The following is a 20240-nucleotide window of genomic DNA, read 5'->3' as shown; positions in this document are numbered from 1 at the left end:
CCGGTTACTTGCGGCTCAGGTTACGATAATCGACCTGTCGCGTGAACTGGTAGACGTAGCCGTCCACCGTCGGCTGCATCACCGCATCCTGCGCCGCCTGCCAGATCGGGATCTGGAACATCTGGTCGAAATGGATCGCGTTGAGCGCCTTGCCCTGCTCCTCGTATTTCGCCTTGTCGGCCTCGAAGCGCGCCTCCTGCGCGATCTTCTCCAATTCGGCATTGTCGGTCGAGGAATAGTTCCAGCGCTGCTTGCCGGTGTAGAAGTTGCGGTAGAAATAGTCCGTCGAGGGCAGCCAGGCGACGATGCCCTCGGTGAAGAACGGCAGCTTCTTCTCGTTGATCGCGGTCGACATCTGCGCGTCCGGCAGCTTCTGGATGTCGACCTTGATGCCGATCTTGGCGAGCTGCTCCTTCACCAGCGCCGCCATCGGCTCGGCGGTCGCGGCCTGGCCGACATTGAAACTGAAGGTGGTCGAGAAGCCGTCGGGCATGCCGGCGTCCTTCAGATAGGCCTTGGCCTTCTCCAGGTCGAGCTTGATCGGCTGCGGGATCGGATAGCCGCCGCTCGGCGGCTTGCCGTCGGCCCAGGTCGCGCCATAGAGCGGCGCGCCGCGGCTGAACAGCGCGGCCTTGAACATGTCGTCATAAGGCAGCGCATAGGCGATCGCGCGGCGCACATTGACGTTGTCGAACGGCGGAATGGTGTTGTTCATCGAGATGAAGGTCACCGCATTATACTGCGGCGTCGAGATCACCTTCAGCTTGCCCTTGCCCTCCAACGACTGCACGTCGCTGGCCTGCAGGTCGATCACGAGATCGGCGTCTCCGCGCTCGACGAGGTTGGCGCGCGTCGCCGGCTCCGGCACCGACTGGATGATCAGGCGCTTGAATGCTGCCGGCTTGTCCGGCGTGCCGCGATTCCAGGCCTCGTTGCGCTTGGCGATCACCTGCTCGCCGGGCTTGAAGGTCTCGACGATGTAGGCGCCGCTGCCGGCCGCATTCTCCTTGGTCCAGTTCAGCGCCCACGGATCTTCGGCCGTCGCATGCGCCTTTGCGAGCTTGGAGTTGATGATGATCGGGTAGACGGTCGCGAGATTCGGCAGTGCCAGCTTGTCCGGCTTCGGCAAGGTCACCTCGAACGTCAGGGGATCGATGACCTTGAACTGATCGGCCGACGTCAGCGACCCCGTCAGCAATTGCGCCTTGCCGAGGATCGGCGCGGTGACGCAGCGGTCGAGCGACCATTTGACGTCCTCGGCGGTGACCGGCGAGCCGTCCTGGAACTTCGCATCAGGGCGCAGCTTGAAGGTGATCTTCAGACCGTCGGCGCTGACAGAATAGGATTCGGCGAGCTCGCCGGTGATCGTGTCGAGATCGAACACCCACTTACCATTGAGCTGCTTGCGGCCGAACGACACCAGCCGGTCGTAGCTCGACATCGACAGCGCGAAGGCCTCGCGCGTCGAGCCCGGAATGTTCGGATCGAGCGTGTTGACGGTGGCGCCGGTGACGTAGCGCAGAGTCTCGGCGCGGCTCTGCGCATGCACCGACGGCGCAGCCAGCATCACCGCGAGCAACGCGGTCGCCGCGAACAACGAACGTTTGGACATCTCGAAACTCATCGCCCCTGTTCCCTCATTGGTCTCAAAATCCGGCACTGAAATCGCGCGTCGGCGGAGATCCGCGACGCGCTACCATGAGATCGACGCACAAGATCGACTCTCAGCATCGACGCTCAACAGCAAATCACGTGCCACGGCGCACCGTCGCCTGCTTCACATCATAGGCCCGGAAGTTCGCCCAATGCTTGTCGATATCAGCCGTGAACAGCCCACGCGTCAAACCATGCACGAGCTTCGGCACTGCGGTCGTCATTGCGTTGATCGACGATCCCGACGCGCCGAAGCTCATCGTCGAGGCGATGGCGAACACGTGAATGTTGCCGATCCACGGCGTCTCTCCCGCGTTGCGCTCGCACAGCGCATAGTCGTCTGCAAGATAAGGGAAGGCGCCGAGCCGATCGTTGCGTTCGCTCGCATCGGGCGTGTAGCGGTCAGACCAGCGCGCGATGTTGGCCGCGAAGCGCCGCAGCTCCGGCCGCTTTGCGAAGTCCATCGAGATGCCGGTTGCGCTGATCACGAAGTCCGCCGTGATCTCGCCCTTCGCTGTCTGCAGCACGACGCCGTCGGCCGTCTCGCGCGCGCCCGTGACCGGCGCGCCTTCTTGCAGGCGGAACGCCGCGTGGCGGGCGCAGCGATCATAAGTGTGCTGCGGAAAACCTTCGCGCAGTTCCAGGACTGCGCGCATGAAGCGCCAGCGCCAGGCATCGTCGAGCTCGGAGAAGTGCCTGAGAAAGCCGCGGAACGTCAGCCAGCGATAGGGCTGGATCAGCTGGATTTCCGCGCGGCGGCATAGCAGATCGACGCGCGCCGCACCGGCTTCGAGTGCAGCCGCCGCATTGTCGAACGCCGAGGCACCGGCGCCGATCACGGCGACGCGGCGGCCGCGCAGGCTGTCGAAATCGATCTCGGCGCCGGAATGGGCGCCGCGCGTGGCGGGCAGATGGCGCAGCGGCTCCGGAATGCTCCAGTCGCCCATCCCCTCCTGCCCGGTCGCCAGCACGATCTTGCGGGCATGGATCGTCGTCTCACCATCCTTGCTGCGCACGGTCGCCTGCAGCAGTCCGTCAGCGGCGGGTGCGATATCGACGACGTCGCAGCCGTTGCGCACGGGAAGGTCGAGCACCTCGCGATACCAGGCGAGATAGTCTGCCCAATATTCGCGCGGAATCAGATCAAGATTGCGCCAGCTCTCGCCGCCGAACTTCGCCTCGTGCCACGCCTGATAGGTCAGACAAGGTATGTCGAGATCGGGTCCGGTGAAGTCTTTCGGGCTGCGCAGGGTCGGCATGCGCGCATAGCTGAGCCACGGTCCTTCGCGGCCTGCCTCAGCCTTGTCGAGCACGAGAATGTTGCCGACGCGGGAGCGCAGCAGCGCGAAGGCGGTCGCGAGACCCGATTGCCCGCCCCCGACGATCAGCACATCGAACGCAGGTCCGCCATCGGGACCGGTGACAGGCGTCAGCCATGGCATGCTGGGATGCGCGATCCTGGCAAGATCGCTGCGAACCTGGGCCGTCAGCGCGGCAAGACCGTCGCTCATGCCGGCCACCGGATGAAACACGCGCAATCGCGATCGGAACGCTCGCTGTCGCTCACGCTCTCTCCATCAGTCATGTCACCCGGCACGCGAAGCTTAGCAAAGCAGGTCTGGGACCGACCATACCGATTTGTCCGCCGCCCATAACAGCTTGTTATGGGGCGGCAGCCGCGGCTAGAGTCGACAGCCATCCACAGCGAGACAAGAGGTCGCATGCCGCTCAATCTGCGCCAGATCGAGGTGTTCCGCGCGATCATGATGACAGGCTCGATCAGCGGCGCTGCGCGGCTGCTCTCGGTATCGCAGCCCGCGATCAGCCGGCTGCTGGCCTATACCGAGGATGGCCTCAAGCTCAAGCTGTTCGAGCGCATCAGCGGCCGGGTGCAGCCGACGCCGGAGGCCAAGCGGTTATTCGCCGAGGTCGAGCACGTCCATCGCGGCGTCGCGCGCATCAACGACCTCGCCGACGAACTGCGCGCCGGCGGCACCGGCACCATCCGCGTGGTGGCGAGCCCGAGCGCGGGCCACGGCATGCTGCCGGAGGCACTGTCGCGGCTGCGCGGCCGCTTTCCAGATCTGCGCGTCGAGTTCGAATCGTTGACCCTGCTGGAGATCGTCGGCCGCGTCGGCACAGCCCGCGCCGATCTCGGCATCACTGTGCTGCCGGTCGACGAGCCGACAGTCGCGGTAGAGACGATCGCGGAGGGCGCGCTACACGTGATCATGCCGGCCGACCATGCCCTGACGAGGCTGCGCAGCATCAGGCCGAAGGACATGCTGCCCTATCCGCTGGTCGGCTTCGGCCCGCAGACGCCTTATGGTCACATCGTCACGTCGGCCCTGGCCGGCGGCCCGGAGCCAGCCACGATCGTGCGCTACACGCCCGACGCCTGCGCCATGGTGCGCGCCGGCGCCGGCCTCGCCGTCGTCGACGAGTTCGTGCTGCGCGGCCGCGCCTGGCCCGACCTGATCGCGCGGCCGCTGGCGCCCAAGACGCCGATGCGGGCCTATCTGCTGACGCCTCGGTTCGAGCCGCTGTCGCGCAACGCAGCCGCGCTCGCGGATATTTTGCGAGGGCGGGATCGCAAGCCTGTGGCTACGAAGCGTTGAGTTACGCCGCGAGCCAGCCGCCATCCACCGGCAGCACGATGCCTGTGGTGAACGACGCCTCGTCGCTCGCCAAGAATAACGCGGCGGCGGCGACCTCGTCGGCCGCGCCGAACCGCTTCATGGCATGGCGCTGGCGCGAGGCCTCGCGCACCGGCTCGGGATCGGCGTGGCGCGCGAAGCTCCGACGCAGCAGCGGCGTGTCGATCGCGCCGGGGGCCAGTGCGTTGACGCGGATGCCATCGGTGGCGAAGTCCACCGCCATGGTGCGGGTCAGGCTGATGATCGCGCCCTTGGCGGCGATATAGGCGCTATTGCCCTTGCCGCCGGCGACCGCGAGCTGCGATGCGACGGTGATGATCGAGCCGGCCTTCTGCTTCTGCATGATCGGCACCGCGACCTTGGCCCACAGCCAGGTGCCGCCGACGTTGGCTCGGAACACCGCATCCCAATCCGCCGGATCGGTCGTGACGACGGTGCCGCCACAGGAAAAACCGGCCGCGGTCATCAGCACGTCCAGCCGGCGGCGCGCGGCGGCCACGCTCTCGATGGTTGCCTTGGCAAAGTCGGCGTCGCCGACATCGCCGACATGGACGCTGCCGTCGCCGCCCGCATTGCGCACCAGCGCCAGTGTCTCCTCGGCGCCTGCAGCATCGCGATCGACCAACGCGAGGAACGCACCTTCGCGCGCGAACATCACGGCACTGGCGCGGCCGATGCCGGAGCCGCCGCCGGTGATGACGGCGACCTTGGCCTTGAGCCTCATCTCAGTCTCTCCCGTACTGATCGAACCAGCGGCCGAAATGCTCGGCGGAAGCCGCGCAGTCGAAGCGCGCGCGCCAGCCGAACTCCTCGGCCAGCCGCGTCGTCGACAGCCGGCCGCGATTGGGCGCGAACACCGGCACCGTCGGCGTTTCCCCCTGCTCCTTGAGCCGGCAGGTGAATCCAGCTCGACCGGTCGCGAAGGCGCGGCCCCAGGTTTCGGCTGTGAACGTCGCCGCGTTGGAGATGTTGTAGAGCGCGTGCTGCGGCTTCTCAGCCTCCAACAGCAGACAGACAGCATCCGCGACGTCGACCGCGTAAACCCAGTCCTTGTCGCCCGGCTCGCTCAGCAGCGCAGGCTCGTTGCGCGCGCAGCAGGCGGCGATGAGCGCCTGCGGCGAGGGCGTGTCGCGCACGCCGCCGCCGCGCTCGAACGGGCCGAACACGGCGGACAGGCGCACGCTGATGACATCCGTCTTCCACAGATCGCTCAGCCGCGCGGCGACGCGCTCGGAGGCGAACTTGCTGATCGCATAGAGCGACACCGGCTCGCACGGCGTCGTCTCCTCCAGCACGGCAAAGCGCTGACCGCTCGCGCCATAGGACGCCGCCGAGGACAGGTTGATGACCCGGCGGATGCCGCTGCCGCGCGCCGCCCGCAGGATCGGCACCTGCGCCAGCAGATTGACCGCGAGGATGCGCTCGGGGTCGGCTGCATCGCGCTCGGCGCCCGCGGTGATCGCGGCGCCCATCACGACGGCATCGCAGCCATTGCCGATCGCGGCCGCCACAGCGCTCGCATCGGTGACGTCGCCCTGCACCAGGTGCAGACGCTCGCGATAGGGTTCAAACGCACGCTGCGCCGCCGCGGGCAGACCTGTTGCGTCGAAGATCGTCACGGCATGGCCGCGCTCCAGCAGGCCTTGCGCGATGTTGAGGCCGACGAAGCCGGCCCCGCCGAAGATCAGGACATGCATGCGAAAGACGCCTCCCCGAGGGCCTCATGGTTCGAGACGGCTGCTGACGCAGCCTCCTCACCATGAGGGGACACGGCTCGCGCGCCGCGAACCTCGCCCTCGCTCCTCATGCTGAGGAGGGCGCGTAGCGCCCGTCTCGAAGCACGAGGCCACCGGCCGACGTGTGCTCGCGCCCTCACAGCAGCGTCGCCCCGAAATTCTGCTCCGGGTCCATGTCCGCCACCAGTCGTCCCGTCGGCTTCGCCGCCTCGCCGCCGCTGCGAGCGAGGAACTGGCCCGAGCCGGGCTGCACCGAGACCTTGCCGCCATCGACGATCACCCGGCCACGCGACAGCACGGTCACCGGCCAGCCCTGCACGCTGCGTCCGGCGAACGGCGTGTAGCCGGCGAGGTCGTGCATCGCGGCATCCGTGATCGTGACGCGCTTGTCCGGATCCCACAGCGCGATATCGGCATCGGCCCCGATCGCGATCGCCCCCTTGCGCGGATGCAGATTGTAAATCTTCGCCGGCGCCGTCGCCGTCAGCTCGACGAACTTGTTGAGGCCGAGCCGGCCCTTCGACACCATCGCGTCGAACAGCAGCGGCAGCCGCAGCTCGAGGCCCGGCAGCCCGTTGGCGATCTGCTTGAAGTTCGGGCTCGGACCGGCGCGCAGCTTGCCGGTTTCGTCGAAGCGATACGGCGCGTGGTCCGACGAGATCGTCTGCAAATCGCCGAGCGCCAGCGCCTGCCACAGCGCCTCCTGGTCGGGCGCGCGGCGCGGCGGCGGGCTGCACATCCACTTCGCGCCATCGATGCCAGGCTTGTCGAGATCATCAGCCGTCATGAACAGATATTGCGGGCAGGTTTCCGCGAACACCTTCAGCCCCTGCCCGCGCGCGTCGCGGATCACCTTGGCGCCTTCCGCGGTCGAGACGTGGAAGATCATGATCGGCTGATCGACCAGCGCCGCCATGCCGATCAGGCGGTTGAACGCCTCGGCCTCGGAGAAGCGCGCATGGCTGATGGCGTGGTATTTCGGCGCGGTGTAGCCGCGCGCCAGCAGCCGCTTCACCATCCATGAGATGATGCCGTGGTTCTCGGCATGCGCGCACAGCATCGCGCCGCCCTCGCGCGCGGCGACGAGAATGTCGAGCAGCGGCTCGTCGTCGATCTTGAGCCGGTCATAGGTCATGAAGATCTTGATCGAACCGTGCCCCTGCCGGATCAGCGCCGGCAGGTCGCGCTCCAAGGTCTCCTTGGTCGGATCGGCAATGATCATGTGGAACGCGTAGTCGATCACCGCGCCCTTGCGTGCCAGCGCGTGATAGTCCTCGAGCACCTGCGGCAGCTGCATACCGACATGCTGCGCGGCGAACGAGATCACGCTGGTGGTGCCGCCGAACGCGGCGGAGGTCGTCGCGCTCTCGAACGTGTCGGCATTGACGATGCCGGCAGCCGAGAGCTGCTCGATGTGGCAATGGCTGTCGACGCCGCCGGGCAGCACATATTTGCCGCGCGCATCGATCTCGCGCCTGGCGGGCCCGAGCCCGCGGCCGATCGCCGCGATCGTCTCGCCTGATACGGCGACATCGGCCTCGAACGTATCCGTGGTGGTGGCGACGCGCCCGCCCCGGATGATCAGGTCATAGGCCGGCTCGGTCATCGCGATCTCCTAGTTCTGTCAAATGGAACGCCGTCGACGCGAGATGGCCGCATCGGCCCCATTGCGTCAGCCGTGGCATAGTGATTGCCTGTCACGCGCCGTCAACACTGAAGAAGCAGGTAGCTCCCATGTCCCGCCCGCGCATCACCGTGATCAACCCGAACTCCAACCAGGTGGTCACCGACGGTCTCGCGGCGGCGCTCAAGCCGCTGATGTTCGCGGAGGGGCCCGAGATCGTCTGCGAGACACTGAAGGAAGGCCCCTACGGCATCGAGAGCCAGAAGGACGCGGACAGCGTCACTCTGCCGCTGCGACGCTTCGTCGAGGGCGACAACGCCTCCAGCGCCTTCGTGATCGCCTGCTACAGCGACCCTGGGCTGCATGTCTGCCGCGAGGCCACGGCACGGCCGGTGCTCGGCATCGCCGAATGCGGCGTGCTCACCGCGCTGACCCGCGCCGATACGTTCGGCGTGCTCGCCATCGCGCAGCGCTCGATCCGCCGCCACATCCGCTATCTCCGCCAGATGGGGCTGATGGACCGCCTCGCCGCCGAGCGTCCGCTCGACATGACGGTGGCCGAGACGGCATCTGGTGAAGGCACCTTGGCGAAGATGATCGCGGTCGGCCGCGCGCTGAAGGAGGAGGACGGCGCCGGCGCCATCGTGATGGGCTGCGCCGGCATGGCGCGGCATCGCAAGAACCTGGAGGACGCGCTGGGCATCCCGGTGATCGATCCGACCCAGGCTGCGGTGACCATGGCTCTGGGCGCGGTGGCGTTTGCCAGCTGAGCGCATTGTTTGGTGGCAACACTCGCGCGGCGACCTCGGCGCACCTCGCCCCGCTTGCGGGGAGAGGTCGGATTGCATCGTCAGATGCAATCCGGGTGAGGGGGACTCTCCGCACGGTCGGTGCGCGTGGCTGCCCCTCACCCCAACCCTCTCCTCGTAAGAACGGGGAGAGGGAGCGCACCGAGATCCGCGCGAGGATTTCGCCTACAAACTACAACATTGGGTCACTCCGGCGGCACTGCGCCGGTGCGGCTGGTGATGAGCCCGTAATGCTCGACCCGGCGATGCCGCCCGAAGTCGAAGATCGTCTCCTTGCCGAACCGTGTCGCATCGAGATCGCAAGGTACGACCAGCACCTCGTCGCCCTCCGTCAGCGCTTCCGCGACGATCTCGCCGTCGGGATTGACGATCAGGCTGCCGCCGATCAGGTGATGACCGTCCTCGACGCCAGCCTTCGCGACCGCCACGACCCAGCACGAGTTCTGATAGGCGCCGGCCTGCGCGGACAGCCGGTTGTGGAACAGGCGCTGCTTCAGTCCCTCCGCTGACTTCAGCGAATTCACCGACGGCGTGTTGTAGCCGATCAGCACCAGTTCGACGTCCTGCAGGCCCATGACCCGATAAGTCTCCGGCCAGCGGCGGTCGTTGCAGATCGCCATACCGATGATGCCGCCGAGATTGCGCCAGACGGGAAAGCCGAGATCGCCCGGCTCGAAATAGCGCTTCTCCAGATGCTGGTGGCTGCGCTCCGGTTCGAACTCCTCGTGGCCTGGCAGATGTACCTTGCGATACTTGCCGACGATGTTGCCGGCGCGGTCGGTGAGAACTGCCGTGTTGTAGTGATGCCCATCCGGCGTCAGCTCGGCATAGCCGAGATACATCGCGATGCCGTGCTGCGCTGCGCGGTCGAACAGCGGCTGCACCGCGGCGTTGGGCATCTCGCGCTCGAACCAGGCATCGACATCGGCCTGATCCTCCATGTACCAGCGCGGAAAGAACGTGGTGAGCGCCAGCTCCGGATAGACGATGAGATCAGCGCCCCTGCGCTTGGCCTCGTCCAGCAGCGCGATCATGCGCGTGACGACGGCCTCGCGGCTGTCAGCGCGCTGGATCGGCCCCATCTGGGCCGCGGCAACGTTGACGATGCGCATGATGGAACTCCACAATCAGTTCGTATATGCGCCCTCTCCCCTTGTGGGAGAGGGCATGTATGACGTCTCGGCAAGCTCGGTTGGGTGAGGGGTCTTTCTCCACGAGCGGCACTCGTCGAACGAGACCCCTCACCCGACCGCGTACGCGGATGGCCGTACATGCCCTCTCCCACAAGGGGAGAGGGCGCTGCATCGGACAGCGCTGAGATGACCGGCGGCACCGAACCGATATCGAGAGAGCGGCGTGTGCCACTATGCCCAAAGTACCTGGTGCCGCCATCATCCCGGCCGATGCAGCACCGGGCGCGTGCGCGAGAACGACGGCCGCCCCCGCTTCAGGCCCCACAGCGGTTGCGCCAGCGTTGCGACCGCCTCGGTCGGATCGGCGGCATCGATGCAGACGAGATCGGCCGGCGCGCCGACGGTGATGCCGTAGTTGCCGAGCCGCATCAGCTTCGCCGCATCATGGGTCACCATGTCGAGGCAGCCGGCGAGATGGTCAGGGCGCGAGACGTGGCAGACATTGGCGTAGAGGTTGGCCATCCGGATCAGCGAGCCGTCGCCATAGGGCGTGAACGGGTTGAGCACGTTGTTGGTCGAGAGCGAGCAGGTCACGCCCCTCTCGCGCAACGGCTCCAGCGGGACCACGCCGCGCGGGATCGCATGATCCTGCCGCCGTCCCATCAGATGCAGGTCGGTCGAGGGCAGCACGGTCACGGCGACACCGGCATTGGCGAGCTGCGCGGCGATCGCGTTGAAGCGTTCCGGCGGCAGCAGCGACAGCTGCGTGACATGGCCGACAGCGACGCGCCCGCCCCACTTGTACTCCTCGGTCTTGCGGCAGACATATTCGATCTGCATGTGGTCGAGCGTCTCGGCGAGATCGAGATGCATGTCGATGTCGACGTCGTGTTCGCGCGCGATCGCGAAGATGCGGTCGATCTGCGCCGGCGGGTTGGTGTCGAAATACGGGGCGGCGCCGATGGTGCGCGCGCCACGACGCAGTCCTTCGATCAGCAGCTCCTCGGTGCCCGGATAGTTCGTCAGGCCTTCCTGCGGGAACACGCAGATCTCGAGATCGAGCGCCCAGGCGTAGTCGCGCGCGAGCTGTTGGATGGCTTCGAACGCGATGAAGCCGATGCCGGGATCGAGCTCGACATGGGTGCGCATCCGCATCGTGCCATGGCTGACGCAGCGCTCAACGGTCTGCTTCGCCCTGGCATAGACATCCTCCGGCGTGAAGTTGCGCTTGGCCGCCGCGGTCTCCCGCACCGCCTCGGCGACTGTCCCCTCCCGGATGCTGCAGCGGTCGAGGATGCAGGTCTTGTCGAGGTGGATATGGGTCTCGATGAAGCCGGGCACGACGAGACAATGTTCGGCGTCGCGCTCCTCCACCTCGGCCGGCAGCGCGGACTCGATGGCGGCGATGCGGCCTTTGGAAATTCCGATATCGGCGCGGCGCAGCTCGCCCTGCTGCGCCAGCACCGCGTTGCGAATGATCAGGTCCATGCCGCCTTTGCCGCCGAAGACTCCCTACGCGCGCCAAGCTGGCGGCGTCGCGTCCAAAAGGCAAGCGCCATGCCAGCGGGCGAGGCCGCGCTGCATTGCAAGCCGGCCGTCGTCACCATTCGTTTACAAATAGATGCCGCCCGGGATACCCTTGTTTGCTGCAGAAAAACTGCTATATTGATGCATGGAAAACGTAAACGCGTTCTGCTCAGGCCCGTCGTCAAGGCGGGCCGTTGCCGTTTTGGGGGTGGCTGTCCGATGACTCGCTCCAACCGCACGGATCATATCCGCCTGACCTCGCACCCGGTGCCAGGCGCCAAGCATAATTTCCCGCTCCACTGGGGCGCCGAGACCGCGCGCGAGCGCGGGCCGATCATCGGCACCGTGTCGCGGCCGCAGGACCGCAACGTGATCGGCAGCCATGGTGGCTCCTACACGGTCTACCGCGCGCTCGCGGTATCATCCGGTGCGCTCGATCCGATCCGCCGCCCCGATCTCACCAACACCCATCCCGCCGCCACGATCGGCCCGTTCGCGCAGTGGCGCGATCCGGCGAAGATCGTCGCGCTCGATCCCTGGGGCCATCTGGTGGCCGAGAATTTCGGCGGCGAGATCGCGGAAGGAATCGATATCCGGCCGACCATCGCCGTGACCAAGGCGCGCATCGAGCTCCCCGAGCTGCATGCAGCGCTCGCGGCCAAGCGCCTCGTCCATGACGGCGACGTCGTGCATGCCAATGGCAGCGTCTCGGTGGTGAAGGTCGCGATCGACCCGGTGTGGTATCTGCCCGGCGTCGCCGCGCGCTTCGGCACCAGCGAGACCAATCTGCGCCGCGGCCTGTTCGAGCAGACCGGCGGCATGTATCCGGAGCTGGTGACGCGGCCCGACCTGCAGGTGTTCCTGCCGCCGATCGGCGGCACCACGGTCTATCTGTTCGGCGACGTCACCAAGCTGAACGAGCCCCGCACCAAGATCACCTGCCGCGTGCATGACGAGTGCAACGGCTCCGACGTGTTCGGCTCCGACATCTGCACCTGCCGCCCCTATCTGATCCACGGTATCGAGGAATGCGTTGCGGCCGGGCAGAACGGCGGGCTCGGCATCATCGTCTACAACCGCAAGGAAGGCCGCGCGCTCGGCGAGGTGACGAAATTCCTGGTCTACAATGCGCGCAAGCGCCAGGAGGACGGCGACGCCGCAGCGGCCTATTTCGAGCGCACCGAATGCGTCGCCGGCGTGCAGGACGCCCGGTTCCAGCAGTTGATGCCCGACGTCATCCACTGGCTCGGCATCAAACGCATCGACCGCTTCATCTCGATGAGCGACATGAAGCACGACGCGCTGGTGGGCCAAGGCGTCGACATCGTCGAGCGCGTGCCGATCCCGGACGAGCTGATTCCCGCCGACGCCCATGTCGAGATCGCGGCCAAGAAGGCGGCCGGCTATTTCTCGCTGGAGCCGCAGAAACCCGAGGCGCTCGGCGACACCGTCGGCCGCCCGCTCGAGAAGTACTGAGCGCAGCAGCAGATCATGGACGACGTCTCATATCTCCTGTCGGCCCGCGCCGTGCGCGAGCGGTCGCATCAGCTGCTTGCGCTCGGTCTCGCCGACAAGCTGCCGCATTTCCGCATCGACATCGCCCGGCTCGACGCGATCGCCGACGTCGTGCTCGATGTGACCCGCAAGGCCTATCCCGACGGCGAGGTGCCGTTCCACTCGCGCTGGCGGCATTTCGTGGTCGGTGGTGTCGATCGCTGGGCCGCGATCGCCGACAAAGTGAATTGGCCGAATGCGGCGTCGCGGGCGCGCGCCGAGTTCGATCTCGCCATCGCGAGCGTGCTGCTCGACGCCGGCGCCGGCGCGGCGTGGCGCTATCATGACGAAGCCAGCGGCTTCAGCGTCGGCCGCTCCGAGGGGCTGGCGCTGGCCAGCCTCGAGATGTTCGCAAGCGGCGCGTTCTCGTCCAATGCGAGCGATCCGCTGCGGGCCGATGCGGCGAGGCTCAGGCAGCTCACGGTCGCGGATCTCGAACGCGGTTTTCAGGTCGGTGCCGACAATCCGCTGGTCGGGCTCGAGGGGCGCGTGGAGTTGCTGCGGCGGCTAGGCGCCGTCGTGGCGGCAAGTCCCGAGGTCTTCGGTGCGAAGGACGGTCCGCGGCCGGGTGGCCTGTTCGATCGGTTGGCTGCTGGCGGCCGCATCGAGGCCCCTTCGATTTTGCAGCAGGTGCTGCGTCAGCTCGGCCCGATCTGGCCGTCACGCCTGACGCTGCACGGCACGGCGCTCGGCGATTGCTGGCGGCATCCATCATTGATCACCGATGACGCGACCACCGGTCTCGTCCCGCTGCACAAGCTGTCGCAATGGCTGAGCTATTCGCTGATCGAACCGCTGCAGCGCGCCGGCCTTGTGGTGGACAACATCGACGGCCTCACCGGCCTCGCCGAATACCGCAACGGCGGCCTGTTCGTCGACGGCGGCGTGCTGAGCTTGCGCGATCCCGCCGATGCCGCGCGCGTGCATGAGGTCGATTCTCCGCTGGTGGTAGAATGGCGCGCGTTGACCGTCGCCCTGCTCGACCGGCTGGCCGAACTGATCCGCCGGCGCACCGGCCAGACCGCGGAGCAGCTACCGCTGGCGCGCATCCTCGAAGGCGGCAGCTGGGCCGCGGGCCGCAAGCTCGCCTTCGCCCGCCGCCCGGACGGTTCGCCGCCGCTGACCATCCTCACCGACGGCACGGTGTTTTAAGGGGTTTGGGCCTGAGGTCGCCGACCTCGCGGTTCCGTCATTGCGAGCAAAGCGGGAAGGACGTCTGGATTGCTTCGTCGCTTCGCTCCTCGCCATGACGAAACTGATCAGTTGCGCGTACGGTGGGCAAAGCGCAGCGTGCCCACCATTTCAAGCTGAGCTAAGATCGCGGTGGGCACGGCGCGTCGCGCCTTTGCCCACCCTACGCTTCGGAGATGAAAGCCATGGAAGGCGTCACGGTCGTCGATCATCCGCTGGTGCAGCACAAGCTGACCCTGATCCGCGACAAGTCGATCTCGACCAAGTCGTTCCGCGAGCTCTTGAAGGAGATCGGCATGCTGCTCTGCTACGAGGTCACGCGCGACCTGCCGCTGACCGAGGTCGAGGTCGAGACGCCGCTGGCGCGGATGCAGTCGGCCAAGATCGCCGGCAAGAAGCTGGTGTTCGTGCCCGTGCTGCGCGCCGGCGTCACCTTCGTCGACGGCATGCTCGATCTGGTGCCGACCGCTCGCGTCGCCCATATCGGCCTGTACCGCGAGCCGCAGACGTTCACCGCAGTCGAGTACTTCTTCAAGGCGCCGTCCGACCTGCAGGAGCGCCTGGCCGTCGTCGTCACCCCGGTGCTCGCGACCGGCAACAGCGCCGTCGCCGCGGTCGACCGGCTCAAGGAGCGCGGCGCCAAGGATATCCGCATGGTTTGCATGATCGCAGCTCCGGAGGGCGTCGAGCGCGTCCGCGGCCTGCATCCGGATGTCGCCCTGTGGACCGCCGCGATCGATGAAGGCCTCGACGACGACGCCTTCATCGTCCCCGGCCTCGGCGACGCCGGCGACCGCGCCTACGGCACGCGGTAGCAGCATTCAGCCGGCGAATGCCGCCTCTGCCTCCGGCAGCGCCCAGATCCTCTCGATCGCAGCAGTACCCGCGGCGGTGATGGCCGCCTCGTCGCCGTGGAGATAGCGGCCGTCGTGGATCAGCAGCCGGCCATCGATCATCACCTGGTCGATGTTGGCGCGGTTGGCGAGCGCGATCAGGCCGCGGCGCGGGTCATGTAGCGGCCGAAGATGTGGATGCGTCATGTCGACGACGGTGAGGTCGGCGGTCGCCCCCGCCGCGAGGACGCCGAGATCGTCGCGCTTGATCATGGCGGCGGCCGTCGTGGTGACGGCGTCGATCAATTCCGGCGCGCTCGCCGTCTCGGCGCTTCCCAGCGCGATCTTCGAGATCATCGACGCCGCGTTGAGCTCGCCGAGCAGATCCATGTTGTAGCCGTCGGTGCCGACCGCGGTGCGTATGCCGTGCGCGGCGAAGCGGCCGAAGGCGGCGGTGACGCCGGCGCGCGCGAACACGCGCGGGCAGTTCAGCACGCCGGCGCCGCGCGCCGCCATCAGCGCGAGGTCGGCATCGGTCGAGGCATGGCAGTGCGCGGCCAGCAGATCGGGACCGAGCAGGCCGAGCCAGTCGAGATATTCGGCCGGCGTGCGGCCGCCATGGCGCTGCGCAATCGTCGCGACTTCGCCTGGGCTCTGCGCCATGTGCGTCGTGATGGGAACGTCGAGCTCGCGCGCCCGGCTCGCGGCCGCGCGCAAGAGATCCGGCCCGCAGGTATCCGTCGCGTGCGGGCTCATCGCGAGCCGGATGCGGCCGTCGCCCTGCCCGTGCCAGCGCTGATGCAGCGCGTTCCAGGTCGCCATGTCGGCTTCGCCGTCGTCACCGGCATAGTGCACGGTGCCCGAGGCATCCGCCTTGGCGTCCGAGGTCGAGAACAGATAGGGCGCGCCGTAGAAGCGCAGCCCCATCTCGAGCGCCGCATCGAACATCTCCGGGATCGTGTTGCGGAACGGCTCCATCACCGTGGTGGCGCCGCCCTTCAGGAGCTGCAGCACGCCCATGCGGCCGATCGCAAGCCGCTCCTCCGCCGAGAGGATGTCGGCGCCGCGCTTGGACAGCGGCAGCAGCACCGTGTAGACGATGCTCTTGTTGTTGCGGCGGCCGTTGCCGTCCTCGGTCAGCGTGCGTGCGATCGCCTCGCTGAAGACGTGGTTGTGCAGGTTCAACAGGCCCGGCAGCACGAATCGGCCCGGACGATCGAACACCTCGTCCGCCGCCGGCCTGTCGCGCGTCACGGCCGCGATGCGCCTGCCCTCGACCAGCACCCAGTGATCGCGCAGCACGTCCTGCGCGCCGTCCCTGCGCGTCAGCACATAGCTGCCGAAGATCGCGGTCGTGCTCATGCGCTCTTCGCTTCCGCCGCCTCGTGACGCTGGTAGTTCGCGGCGATCTCGGCGCCGGTCGTGATCCAGACGTCCTGGCACGATTTGGCGTAGGTCAGGAACTCGCGCAGCAGGCGGAAGCGCATCGGCCGGCCCGAGACCTGCGGATGCAGCACGGTCGTCACCATCGCGCCCCAGTCGCGGACTTCGTCCAGCTCATCCTTCCACATCGACAGCACGTGCTCCTTCGGAAAGATCGAGCGCGGCGAGAACCGCGCCGACAGGCCGTGCATCCAGTCGTCATAGCTCGCGGTCACCGGGATCTCGATCGTGCCCGGCCTGCCGTCGGCGAGGCAATGGCGATAGGGCCTGACGTCGTCGCGGAACGACGAGGTGTAGACGATTCCCTGGCGCACCAGCGCTATCCGCAGCTCCTCGCAGAACTCGCCGAACGGCGCGCGGTAGCCGATCGGCCGGATGCCGAGCCGGCGCTGGATCGCCTCGAAGCCGCGCTCGATCTCCTCGACGATGAAGGGATCGCCCGGATCGGGCAGCAGATGGTGATAGCCGTGATGGCCGATCTCGTGGCCCGCCTTCAGCACGGCCTCCGCCATCGCCGGATGCGCATCGACCGCCCATCCCGTGATGAAGAACGTCGCCTTGAGATCGAGCTCGGCGAGCAGCTCGAGCAGCTTCGGCGTGCCGACGCGCGCCTCGTAGCCGCCGAAGCTCATCGTGACCAGGCGCGCGGCGTGCGCCGGATCCTTCGACGTCCAGGCGCTCTCGGCGTCGATGTCGAACGACAGGAACATCGCCGCTCTGTACGGCGCAGGCCATGGATAGTCCGGCGCCGGCGGCGCAGTGTTGGCGGGAACGACCGGGATCCCCGCGAGCGCCTTACTGTCCAGCATTGATCAGCACCTTCTCGATTCCGTTGTCGCTGAGCTTCCACTTCGCCAGAAGCGCCTTGTAGCTGCCGTCGGCGATCAGGCCCTCCAGCGCAGCGTGCAGCGCGCCACGGAGCTCGTCCGCCTTCACCGGCGTCGCGAGTCCGGTATATTGCAGCGCGATCATCTCGCCGACCGGCGCGTAGGCGTTCGGCTCGAGGTCCATGATGTAGGGCAAGGTCTCGTTGCCCTGCACGGCGGCATCGATGCGGCCCTGCTTCAATTGCGTCCGCGCGTCGGCCGAGCCTTCAGTGCCGACGAACTGGATCGGGCTTGATCCGCAGTTCTTCTCGCTCCAGGCCGCGATCTGGTCCGGAAACTTGGTGCGCCTGGAGGCGCCGACCTTCCTGCCGCACAGCGCGGTCGGCTCCTTGAGCTCGGCCGCGCGCGACGCCTGCACGAAGAAGCGCGGGCCGCTGCGCAGATAATCGATGAAGGTCGCGGTGTCCTGCCGGCTCTTGTAGTCGGTCATGCCGGTCAGGATGATGTCGAAACGCTGCGTGGCGAGGCCCGGCATCAACTGGTCGAAGCTCGTCTCCTGCCAGACAGCCTTGACGCCGAGCTTCTTGGCCAGCGCCTCGCCGAGCTCGACATCGAAGCCGGTCAGGGTCGATGTGGCCGGATCCTTGAACTCCATCGGCGGATAGTTCGGCACCACCGCGATGCGCAGGCCGTTCTGCTTGATCTCGGCCGGCAGTTCGGCGGCGAGAGCCGTGCCCGCCACGGCGGCGCTCATGAGTCCAGCCAACACGATCCACTTCAAATCCATCACCTCACCCCACTTCCGCTGCCAGAAACGCTCTTGTTCTCGCCTCGCGCGGCGCGCGCAGCACCTCGCCGGCCGGACCACTCTCCACGATCACGCCCTGGTCCATGTAGACGACCCGGTCGGCGACCTCGCGCGCGAAGCCGAGCTCATGCGTCACGACCAGCATGGTCATGCCCGACCTCGCGAGCTCTTTCATCACGGCGAGCACCTCGCCGACCAGCTCCGGGTCGAGCGCCGAGGTCGGCTCGTCGAACAGCACCAGCCGCGGCTTCATGGCGAGCGCGCGTGCGATCGCGACGCGCTGCTGCTGGCCGCCGGACAATTGCGATGGATAGGAGCCCGCCTTGTCGGCGAGGCCGACCCGGCGCAGCAGCGCCAATGCCTCGTCCCTCGCCTCGGCAAGCCTGCGCCTCTGCACCTGCACCGGCCCCTCGATCACGTTCTCCAGCGCCGTCAGGTGCGGGAACAGGTTGAAGCGCTGGAACACCATGCCACAGGCGAGGCGTTGCCGCGCGATCTCGCGCTCCGACAGCCGGTGCAGCCGGTCGTCCCTCTCGTGAAAGCCGAGCAATTCGCCATCGAGCCAGATGCCGCCGCTGTCGGCCGTGGTCAACTGGTTGACGCAGCGGAGCAAGGTGGTCTTGCCGGAACCGGATTGCCCGATCAGGCAAACCACCTCGCCCTCGAAGACGTCGAGCGAGACCTGCTTCAGCGCCTGAAATTCACCGAAGCGCTTGCTCAGTTGGCGGATGGCGACCAGCGGCCTCATCAGCGGCCGCCTCGCGCGATGCCGCGGGCAAAGCGGCGTTCGAGCAGCATCTGCAGCGGCGTGAGGATCGAGACCACGAGCAGATACCACAGGCCGGCGACGATCAGGAGCTCGATGACGCGCGAATTGGCGTAGTAGATGTTCTCGGCCGAGTGCAGCACCTCCGGATACTGGATCACGCTGGCGAGCGAGGTCGCCTTGACCAGGCCGATGAACTCGTTGCCGAGCGGCGGGATCACCACGCGCATCGCCTGCGGCAGAATGATCCGGCGCAGCGCCTGCAATCGTCCCATGCCGATCGCCTGCGCCGCCTCGTATTGCCCGATATCGACCGACAGCAGGCCCGCGCGCATCACCTCGGACGTGTAGGCGCCCTGGTTGATGCCGAGCCCGAGCAGCGCGGCCAGGAGCGGCGTCATCACATCGACCGCGCGCGCGCTCCACAGGCCGGGAATGCCGATGGTTGGAAACACCAGCGCCAGATTGAACCACAACAACAACTGGAGGATCAGCGGCGTGCCGCGGAACAGCCAGGTGTAGCCGGCGGCGACCGACCGCAGCACCGGATTGGGCGACAGCCGCATGATCGCAACGACGACGCCGAGCGCGATTCCGAGCATCATCGCCAGGACCGCCATGACCATCGTGTTGACGATGCCGCGCAGGATCACCGGCGCCGTCAGGAAGCGTTCGACGAACACCCACTCGATCTGCCCCTTGGCGAAGGCCCGCCCGATCGCGACGAGGACGACGACGATGACCGCGGCCGCGAGCCAGCGGCCCCAATGCGCCTGCCGCGCAATCCCGTGTCCGGACAGATCCGGGAATCCGTCGGCCAGGGCCTCGCTGCGGCTCATTGCGGCGCCGCGTTGAGCATGGGCTCGCGGACCGCATTGGCCCCGAGCCCCCATGTGTCCAGGATGGCCTTGTAGCTGCCGTCGGCGATCATCGCCTTGAGCTGCTCGGTCACCACTTCACGCAGCGCGGCATCATCCTTGCGGAACATGATGCCCTGGTAGCCGAAGGCGATGGGCTCGCCGACGATGCGATACTTGCCGGCCTCCTGCGACTGCGCATAGGGCAAAGTCTCGCTGCCCTGCACGGCAGCATCGATGCGGCCCTGCTTGAGCTGATTGCGGACATCGATCGAGTTCTCCCCCGGCACATATTGCGCGGCGGGCTTCCCTGCGGCCTCGCAACTGGCCTTGCTCCATTTCTCGATCTCCTGCGGGAAGCTGGTCGAGCGCGTGGTGCCGATCTTCCGGCCGCACAGATCGGTCGCGGCCTTGGCATCGCTGTCCGCCAGCACGAAGAACTGCGGACCGGTGACGAGATAGTCGACGAAATCGGCGGTCTCGCGCCGCGACGCACGATCCGAGATGCCGGAGATGATGAAGTCGGCGCGCTTCGTCTGCAGCGACGGAATGAGCTCGGCGAACGGCGTCTCGCTCCAGACGATCTTGACGCCGAGGCGCCTCGCCAGCGCGTTGGCGAGGTCGATGTCGAGACCCTTCAGCTCGTTGGTGGCGGGGTCGTGATATTCCATCGGCGCGTAGGTCGAGTTGACCGTGAGCTTGAGCACGCCAGCCTGCTTGATCTCAGCGGGCAGCTCCGCCGCCCCCGCCGCAGCAAACGAGGCGAGGATGACGAGACCTGCAAACAACGAACGGCGCATCCTGCAACACTCCCCAATGTGA

The 20240-nt window shown here is 67.1% G+C and carries 18 protein-coding genes; 5 read left to right on the top strand and 13 right to left on the bottom strand.

Going from position 1 to position 20240, the window contains the following annotated elements:
• Positions 1-4 precede the first annotated feature (4 nt).
• Both ACQR2C_RS21575 and ACQR2C_RS21570 read right to left on the bottom strand, forming a co-directional pair.
• Positions 5-1624, bottom strand: a complete 1620-nt coding sequence (locus ACQR2C_RS21575) for an ABC transporter substrate-binding protein (RefSeq protein ID WP_434882059.1) — start codon at positions 1622-1624, stop codon at positions 5-7.
• A 124-nt stretch (positions 1625-1748) separates the two neighbouring features.
• A complete protein-coding gene (locus ACQR2C_RS21570) occupies positions 1749-3164 on the bottom strand; it encodes an NAD(P)/FAD-dependent oxidoreductase (RefSeq protein ID WP_315804451.1) in 1416 nt (471 codons plus the stop codon).
• 210 nt (positions 3165-3374) lie between these two features.
• On the opposite strand from ACQR2C_RS21570, the gene ACQR2C_RS21565 reads away from it, so the two are divergent.
• Positions 3375-4271, top strand: a complete 897-nt coding sequence (locus tag ACQR2C_RS21565; RefSeq protein ID WP_316238418.1) for a LysR family transcriptional regulator — start codon at positions 3375-3377, stop codon at positions 4269-4271.
• A gap of 1 nt (position 4272) precedes the next feature.
• Here the strand turns inward: ACQR2C_RS21565 and ACQR2C_RS21560 are convergent, their stop codons facing one another.
• From ACQR2C_RS21560 to hydA, 3 genes are all read right to left on the bottom strand, one after another.
• Positions 4273-5034 (bottom strand): SDR family oxidoreductase, encoded by a 762-nt coding sequence (locus ACQR2C_RS21560; RefSeq protein ID WP_316177944.1) that lies wholly within the window; start codon positions 5032-5034, stop codon positions 4273-4275.
• A 1-nt stretch (position 5035) separates the two neighbouring features.
• Complete coding sequence (locus tag ACQR2C_RS21555; RefSeq protein ID WP_315804448.1) at positions 5036-6007, bottom strand: NAD-dependent epimerase/dehydratase family protein; 972 nt, start codon at positions 6005-6007, stop codon at positions 5036-5038.
• A 175-nt stretch (positions 6008-6182) separates the two neighbouring features.
• On the bottom strand, positions 6183-7652 hold the full coding sequence (gene hydA, locus ACQR2C_RS21550) for a dihydropyrimidinase (RefSeq protein ID WP_434882058.1): 1470 nt from the start codon (positions 7650-7652) through the stop codon (positions 6183-6185).
• A 128-nt stretch (positions 7653-7780) separates the two neighbouring features.
• On the opposite strand from hydA, the gene ACQR2C_RS21545 reads away from it, so the two are divergent.
• Complete coding sequence (locus tag ACQR2C_RS21545; RefSeq protein ID WP_315804446.1) at positions 7781-8440, top strand: aspartate/glutamate racemase family protein; 660 nt, start codon at positions 7781-7783, stop codon at positions 8438-8440.
• 224 nt (positions 8441-8664) lie between these two features.
• Here the strand turns inward: ACQR2C_RS21545 and ACQR2C_RS21540 are convergent, their stop codons facing one another.
• Both ACQR2C_RS21540 and ACQR2C_RS21535 read right to left on the bottom strand, forming a co-directional pair.
• On the bottom strand, positions 8665-9591 hold the full coding sequence (locus ACQR2C_RS21540) for an N-carbamoyl-D-amino-acid hydrolase (RefSeq protein WP_434882057.1): 927 nt from the start codon (positions 9589-9591) through the stop codon (positions 8665-8667).
• Positions 9592-9870: 279 nt separating this feature from the next.
• Complete coding sequence (locus tag ACQR2C_RS21535) at positions 9871-11100, bottom strand: amidohydrolase family protein (RefSeq protein WP_316177938.1); 1230 nt, start codon at positions 11098-11100, stop codon at positions 9871-9873.
• Between the two features lie 258 nt (positions 11101-11358).
• Here ACQR2C_RS21535 and ACQR2C_RS21530 point away from each other — a divergent pair, with 258 nt between their 5' ends.
• The 3 genes from ACQR2C_RS21530 to upp all read left to right on the top strand — a co-directional run bounded on the left by ACQR2C_RS21530 (position 11359) and on the right by upp (position 14699).
• Positions 11359-12615: a GTP cyclohydrolase II gene (locus ACQR2C_RS21530; RefSeq protein ID WP_434882056.1), complete on the top strand. Its 1257-nt coding sequence runs from the start codon at positions 11359-11361 to the stop codon at positions 12613-12615.
• A 15-nt stretch (positions 12616-12630) separates the two neighbouring features.
• A complete protein-coding gene (locus ACQR2C_RS21525; protein WP_315804442.1) occupies positions 12631-13845 on the top strand; it encodes a URC4/urg3 family protein in 1215 nt (404 codons plus the stop codon).
• A 224-nt stretch (positions 13846-14069) separates the two neighbouring features.
• Positions 14070-14699 (top strand): uracil phosphoribosyltransferase, encoded by a 630-nt coding sequence (gene upp / locus ACQR2C_RS21520; RefSeq protein ID WP_316238412.1) that lies wholly within the window; start codon positions 14070-14072, stop codon positions 14697-14699.
• Positions 14700-14705: 6 nt separating this feature from the next.
• Here upp and ACQR2C_RS21515 read toward each other — a convergent pair whose 3' ends face one another.
• From ACQR2C_RS21515 to ACQR2C_RS21490, 6 genes are read right to left on the bottom strand one after another with little or no spacing between them, the layout of a single operon-like run.
• The gene (locus ACQR2C_RS21515) at positions 14706-16079 is read right to left on the bottom strand and encodes an amidohydrolase family protein (protein WP_434882055.1); all 1374 of its coding nucleotides are present in this window, start codon (positions 16077-16079) and stop codon (positions 14706-14708) included.
• A complete protein-coding gene (locus ACQR2C_RS21510) occupies positions 16076-16969 on the bottom strand; it encodes a polysaccharide deacetylase family protein (protein ID WP_434839161.1) in 894 nt (297 codons plus the stop codon). The genes ACQR2C_RS21515 and ACQR2C_RS21510 overlap by 4 nt, the downstream gene beginning before the upstream one ends.
• Positions 16956-17774: an ABC transporter substrate-binding protein gene (locus tag ACQR2C_RS21505; RefSeq protein WP_316177929.1), complete on the bottom strand. Its 819-nt coding sequence runs from the start codon at positions 17772-17774 to the stop codon at positions 16956-16958. Before ACQR2C_RS21505 ends, ACQR2C_RS21510 begins: the two co-directional genes overlap by 14 nt.
• Before the next feature lie 4 nt (positions 17775-17778).
• Positions 17779-18546, bottom strand: a complete 768-nt coding sequence (locus tag ACQR2C_RS21500) for an amino acid ABC transporter ATP-binding protein (protein ID WP_434882081.1) — start codon at positions 18544-18546, stop codon at positions 17779-17781.
• A complete protein-coding gene (locus ACQR2C_RS21495; protein WP_434882054.1) occupies positions 18543-19400 on the bottom strand; it encodes an amino acid ABC transporter permease in 858 nt (285 codons plus the stop codon). The genes ACQR2C_RS21500 and ACQR2C_RS21495 overlap by 4 nt, the downstream gene beginning before the upstream one ends.
• Positions 19397-20218: an ABC transporter substrate-binding protein gene (locus tag ACQR2C_RS21490; RefSeq protein WP_434882053.1), complete on the bottom strand. Its 822-nt coding sequence runs from the start codon at positions 20216-20218 to the stop codon at positions 19397-19399. The genes ACQR2C_RS21495 and ACQR2C_RS21490 overlap by 4 nt, the downstream gene beginning before the upstream one ends.
• Between the last annotated feature and the right edge of the window lie 22 nt (positions 20219-20240).

It is taken from the genome of Bradyrhizobium sp. HKCCYLRH3061, from assembly GCF_051168015.1.
GTDB lineage: Bacteria > Pseudomonadota > Alphaproteobacteria > Rhizobiales > Xanthobacteraceae > Bradyrhizobium.
This window is presented reverse-complemented; position numbering and strand designations above follow the sequence as displayed.

What these genes read in the sequence shown, in the direction of transcription:
- ACQR2C_RS21535 (WP_316177938.1), bottom strand. Translation starts at nt 11,100, where the DNA reads ATGGACCTGATCATTCGCAACGCGGTGCTGGCGCAGCAGGGCGAGCTG.
- ACQR2C_RS21560 (WP_316177944.1), bottom strand. Translation starts at nt 5,034, where the DNA reads ATGAGGCTCAAGGCCAAGGTCGCCGTCATCACCGGCGGCGGCTCCGGC.
- ACQR2C_RS21515 (WP_434882055.1), bottom strand. Translation starts at nt 16,079, where the DNA reads ATGAGCACGACCGCGATCTTCGGCAGCTATGTGCTGACGCGCAGGGAC.
- hydA (WP_434882058.1), bottom strand. Translation starts at nt 7,652, where the DNA reads ATGACCGAGCCGGCCTATGACCTGATCATCCGGGGCGGGCGCGTCGCC.
- ACQR2C_RS21570 (WP_315804451.1), bottom strand. Translation starts at nt 3,164, where the DNA reads ATGAGCGACGGTCTTGCCGCGCTGACGGCCCAGGTTCGCAGCGATCTT.
- ACQR2C_RS21490 (WP_434882053.1), bottom strand. Translation starts at nt 20,218, where the DNA reads ATGCGCCGTTCGTTGTTTGCAGGTCTCGTCATCCTCGCCTCGTTTGCT.
- upp (WP_316238412.1), top strand. Translation starts at nt 14,070, where the DNA reads ATGGAAGGCGTCACGGTCGTCGATCATCCGCTGGTGCAGCACAAGCTG.
- ACQR2C_RS21505 (WP_316177929.1), bottom strand. Translation starts at nt 17,774, where the DNA reads ATGGATTTGAAGTGGATCGTGTTGGCTGGACTCATGAGCGCCGCCGTG.
- ACQR2C_RS21530 (WP_434882056.1), top strand. Translation starts at nt 11,359, where the DNA reads ATGACTCGCTCCAACCGCACGGATCATATCCGCCTGACCTCGCACCCG.
- ACQR2C_RS21545 (WP_315804446.1), top strand. Translation starts at nt 7,781, where the DNA reads ATGTCCCGCCCGCGCATCACCGTGATCAACCCGAACTCCAACCAGGTG.
- ACQR2C_RS21540 (WP_434882057.1), bottom strand. Translation starts at nt 9,591, where the DNA reads ATGCGCATCGTCAACGTTGCCGCGGCCCAGATGGGGCCGATCCAGCGC.
- ACQR2C_RS21565 (WP_316238418.1), top strand. Translation starts at nt 3,375, where the DNA reads ATGCCGCTCAATCTGCGCCAGATCGAGGTGTTCCGCGCGATCATGATG.
- ACQR2C_RS21495 (WP_434882054.1), bottom strand. Translation starts at nt 19,400, where the DNA reads ATGAGCCGCAGCGAGGCCCTGGCCGACGGATTCCCGGATCTGTCCGGA.
- ACQR2C_RS21555 (WP_315804448.1), bottom strand. Translation starts at nt 6,007, where the DNA reads ATGCATGTCCTGATCTTCGGCGGGGCCGGCTTCGTCGGCCTCAACATC.
- ACQR2C_RS21510 (WP_434839161.1), bottom strand. Translation starts at nt 16,969, where the DNA reads ATGCTGGACAGTAAGGCGCTCGCGGGGATCCCGGTCGTTCCCGCCAAC.
- ACQR2C_RS21575 (WP_434882059.1), bottom strand. Translation starts at nt 1,624, where the DNA reads ATGAGTTTCGAGATGTCCAAACGTTCGTTGTTCGCGGCGACCGCGTTG.
- ACQR2C_RS21525 (WP_315804442.1), top strand. Translation starts at nt 12,631, where the DNA reads ATGGACGACGTCTCATATCTCCTGTCGGCCCGCGCCGTGCGCGAGCGG.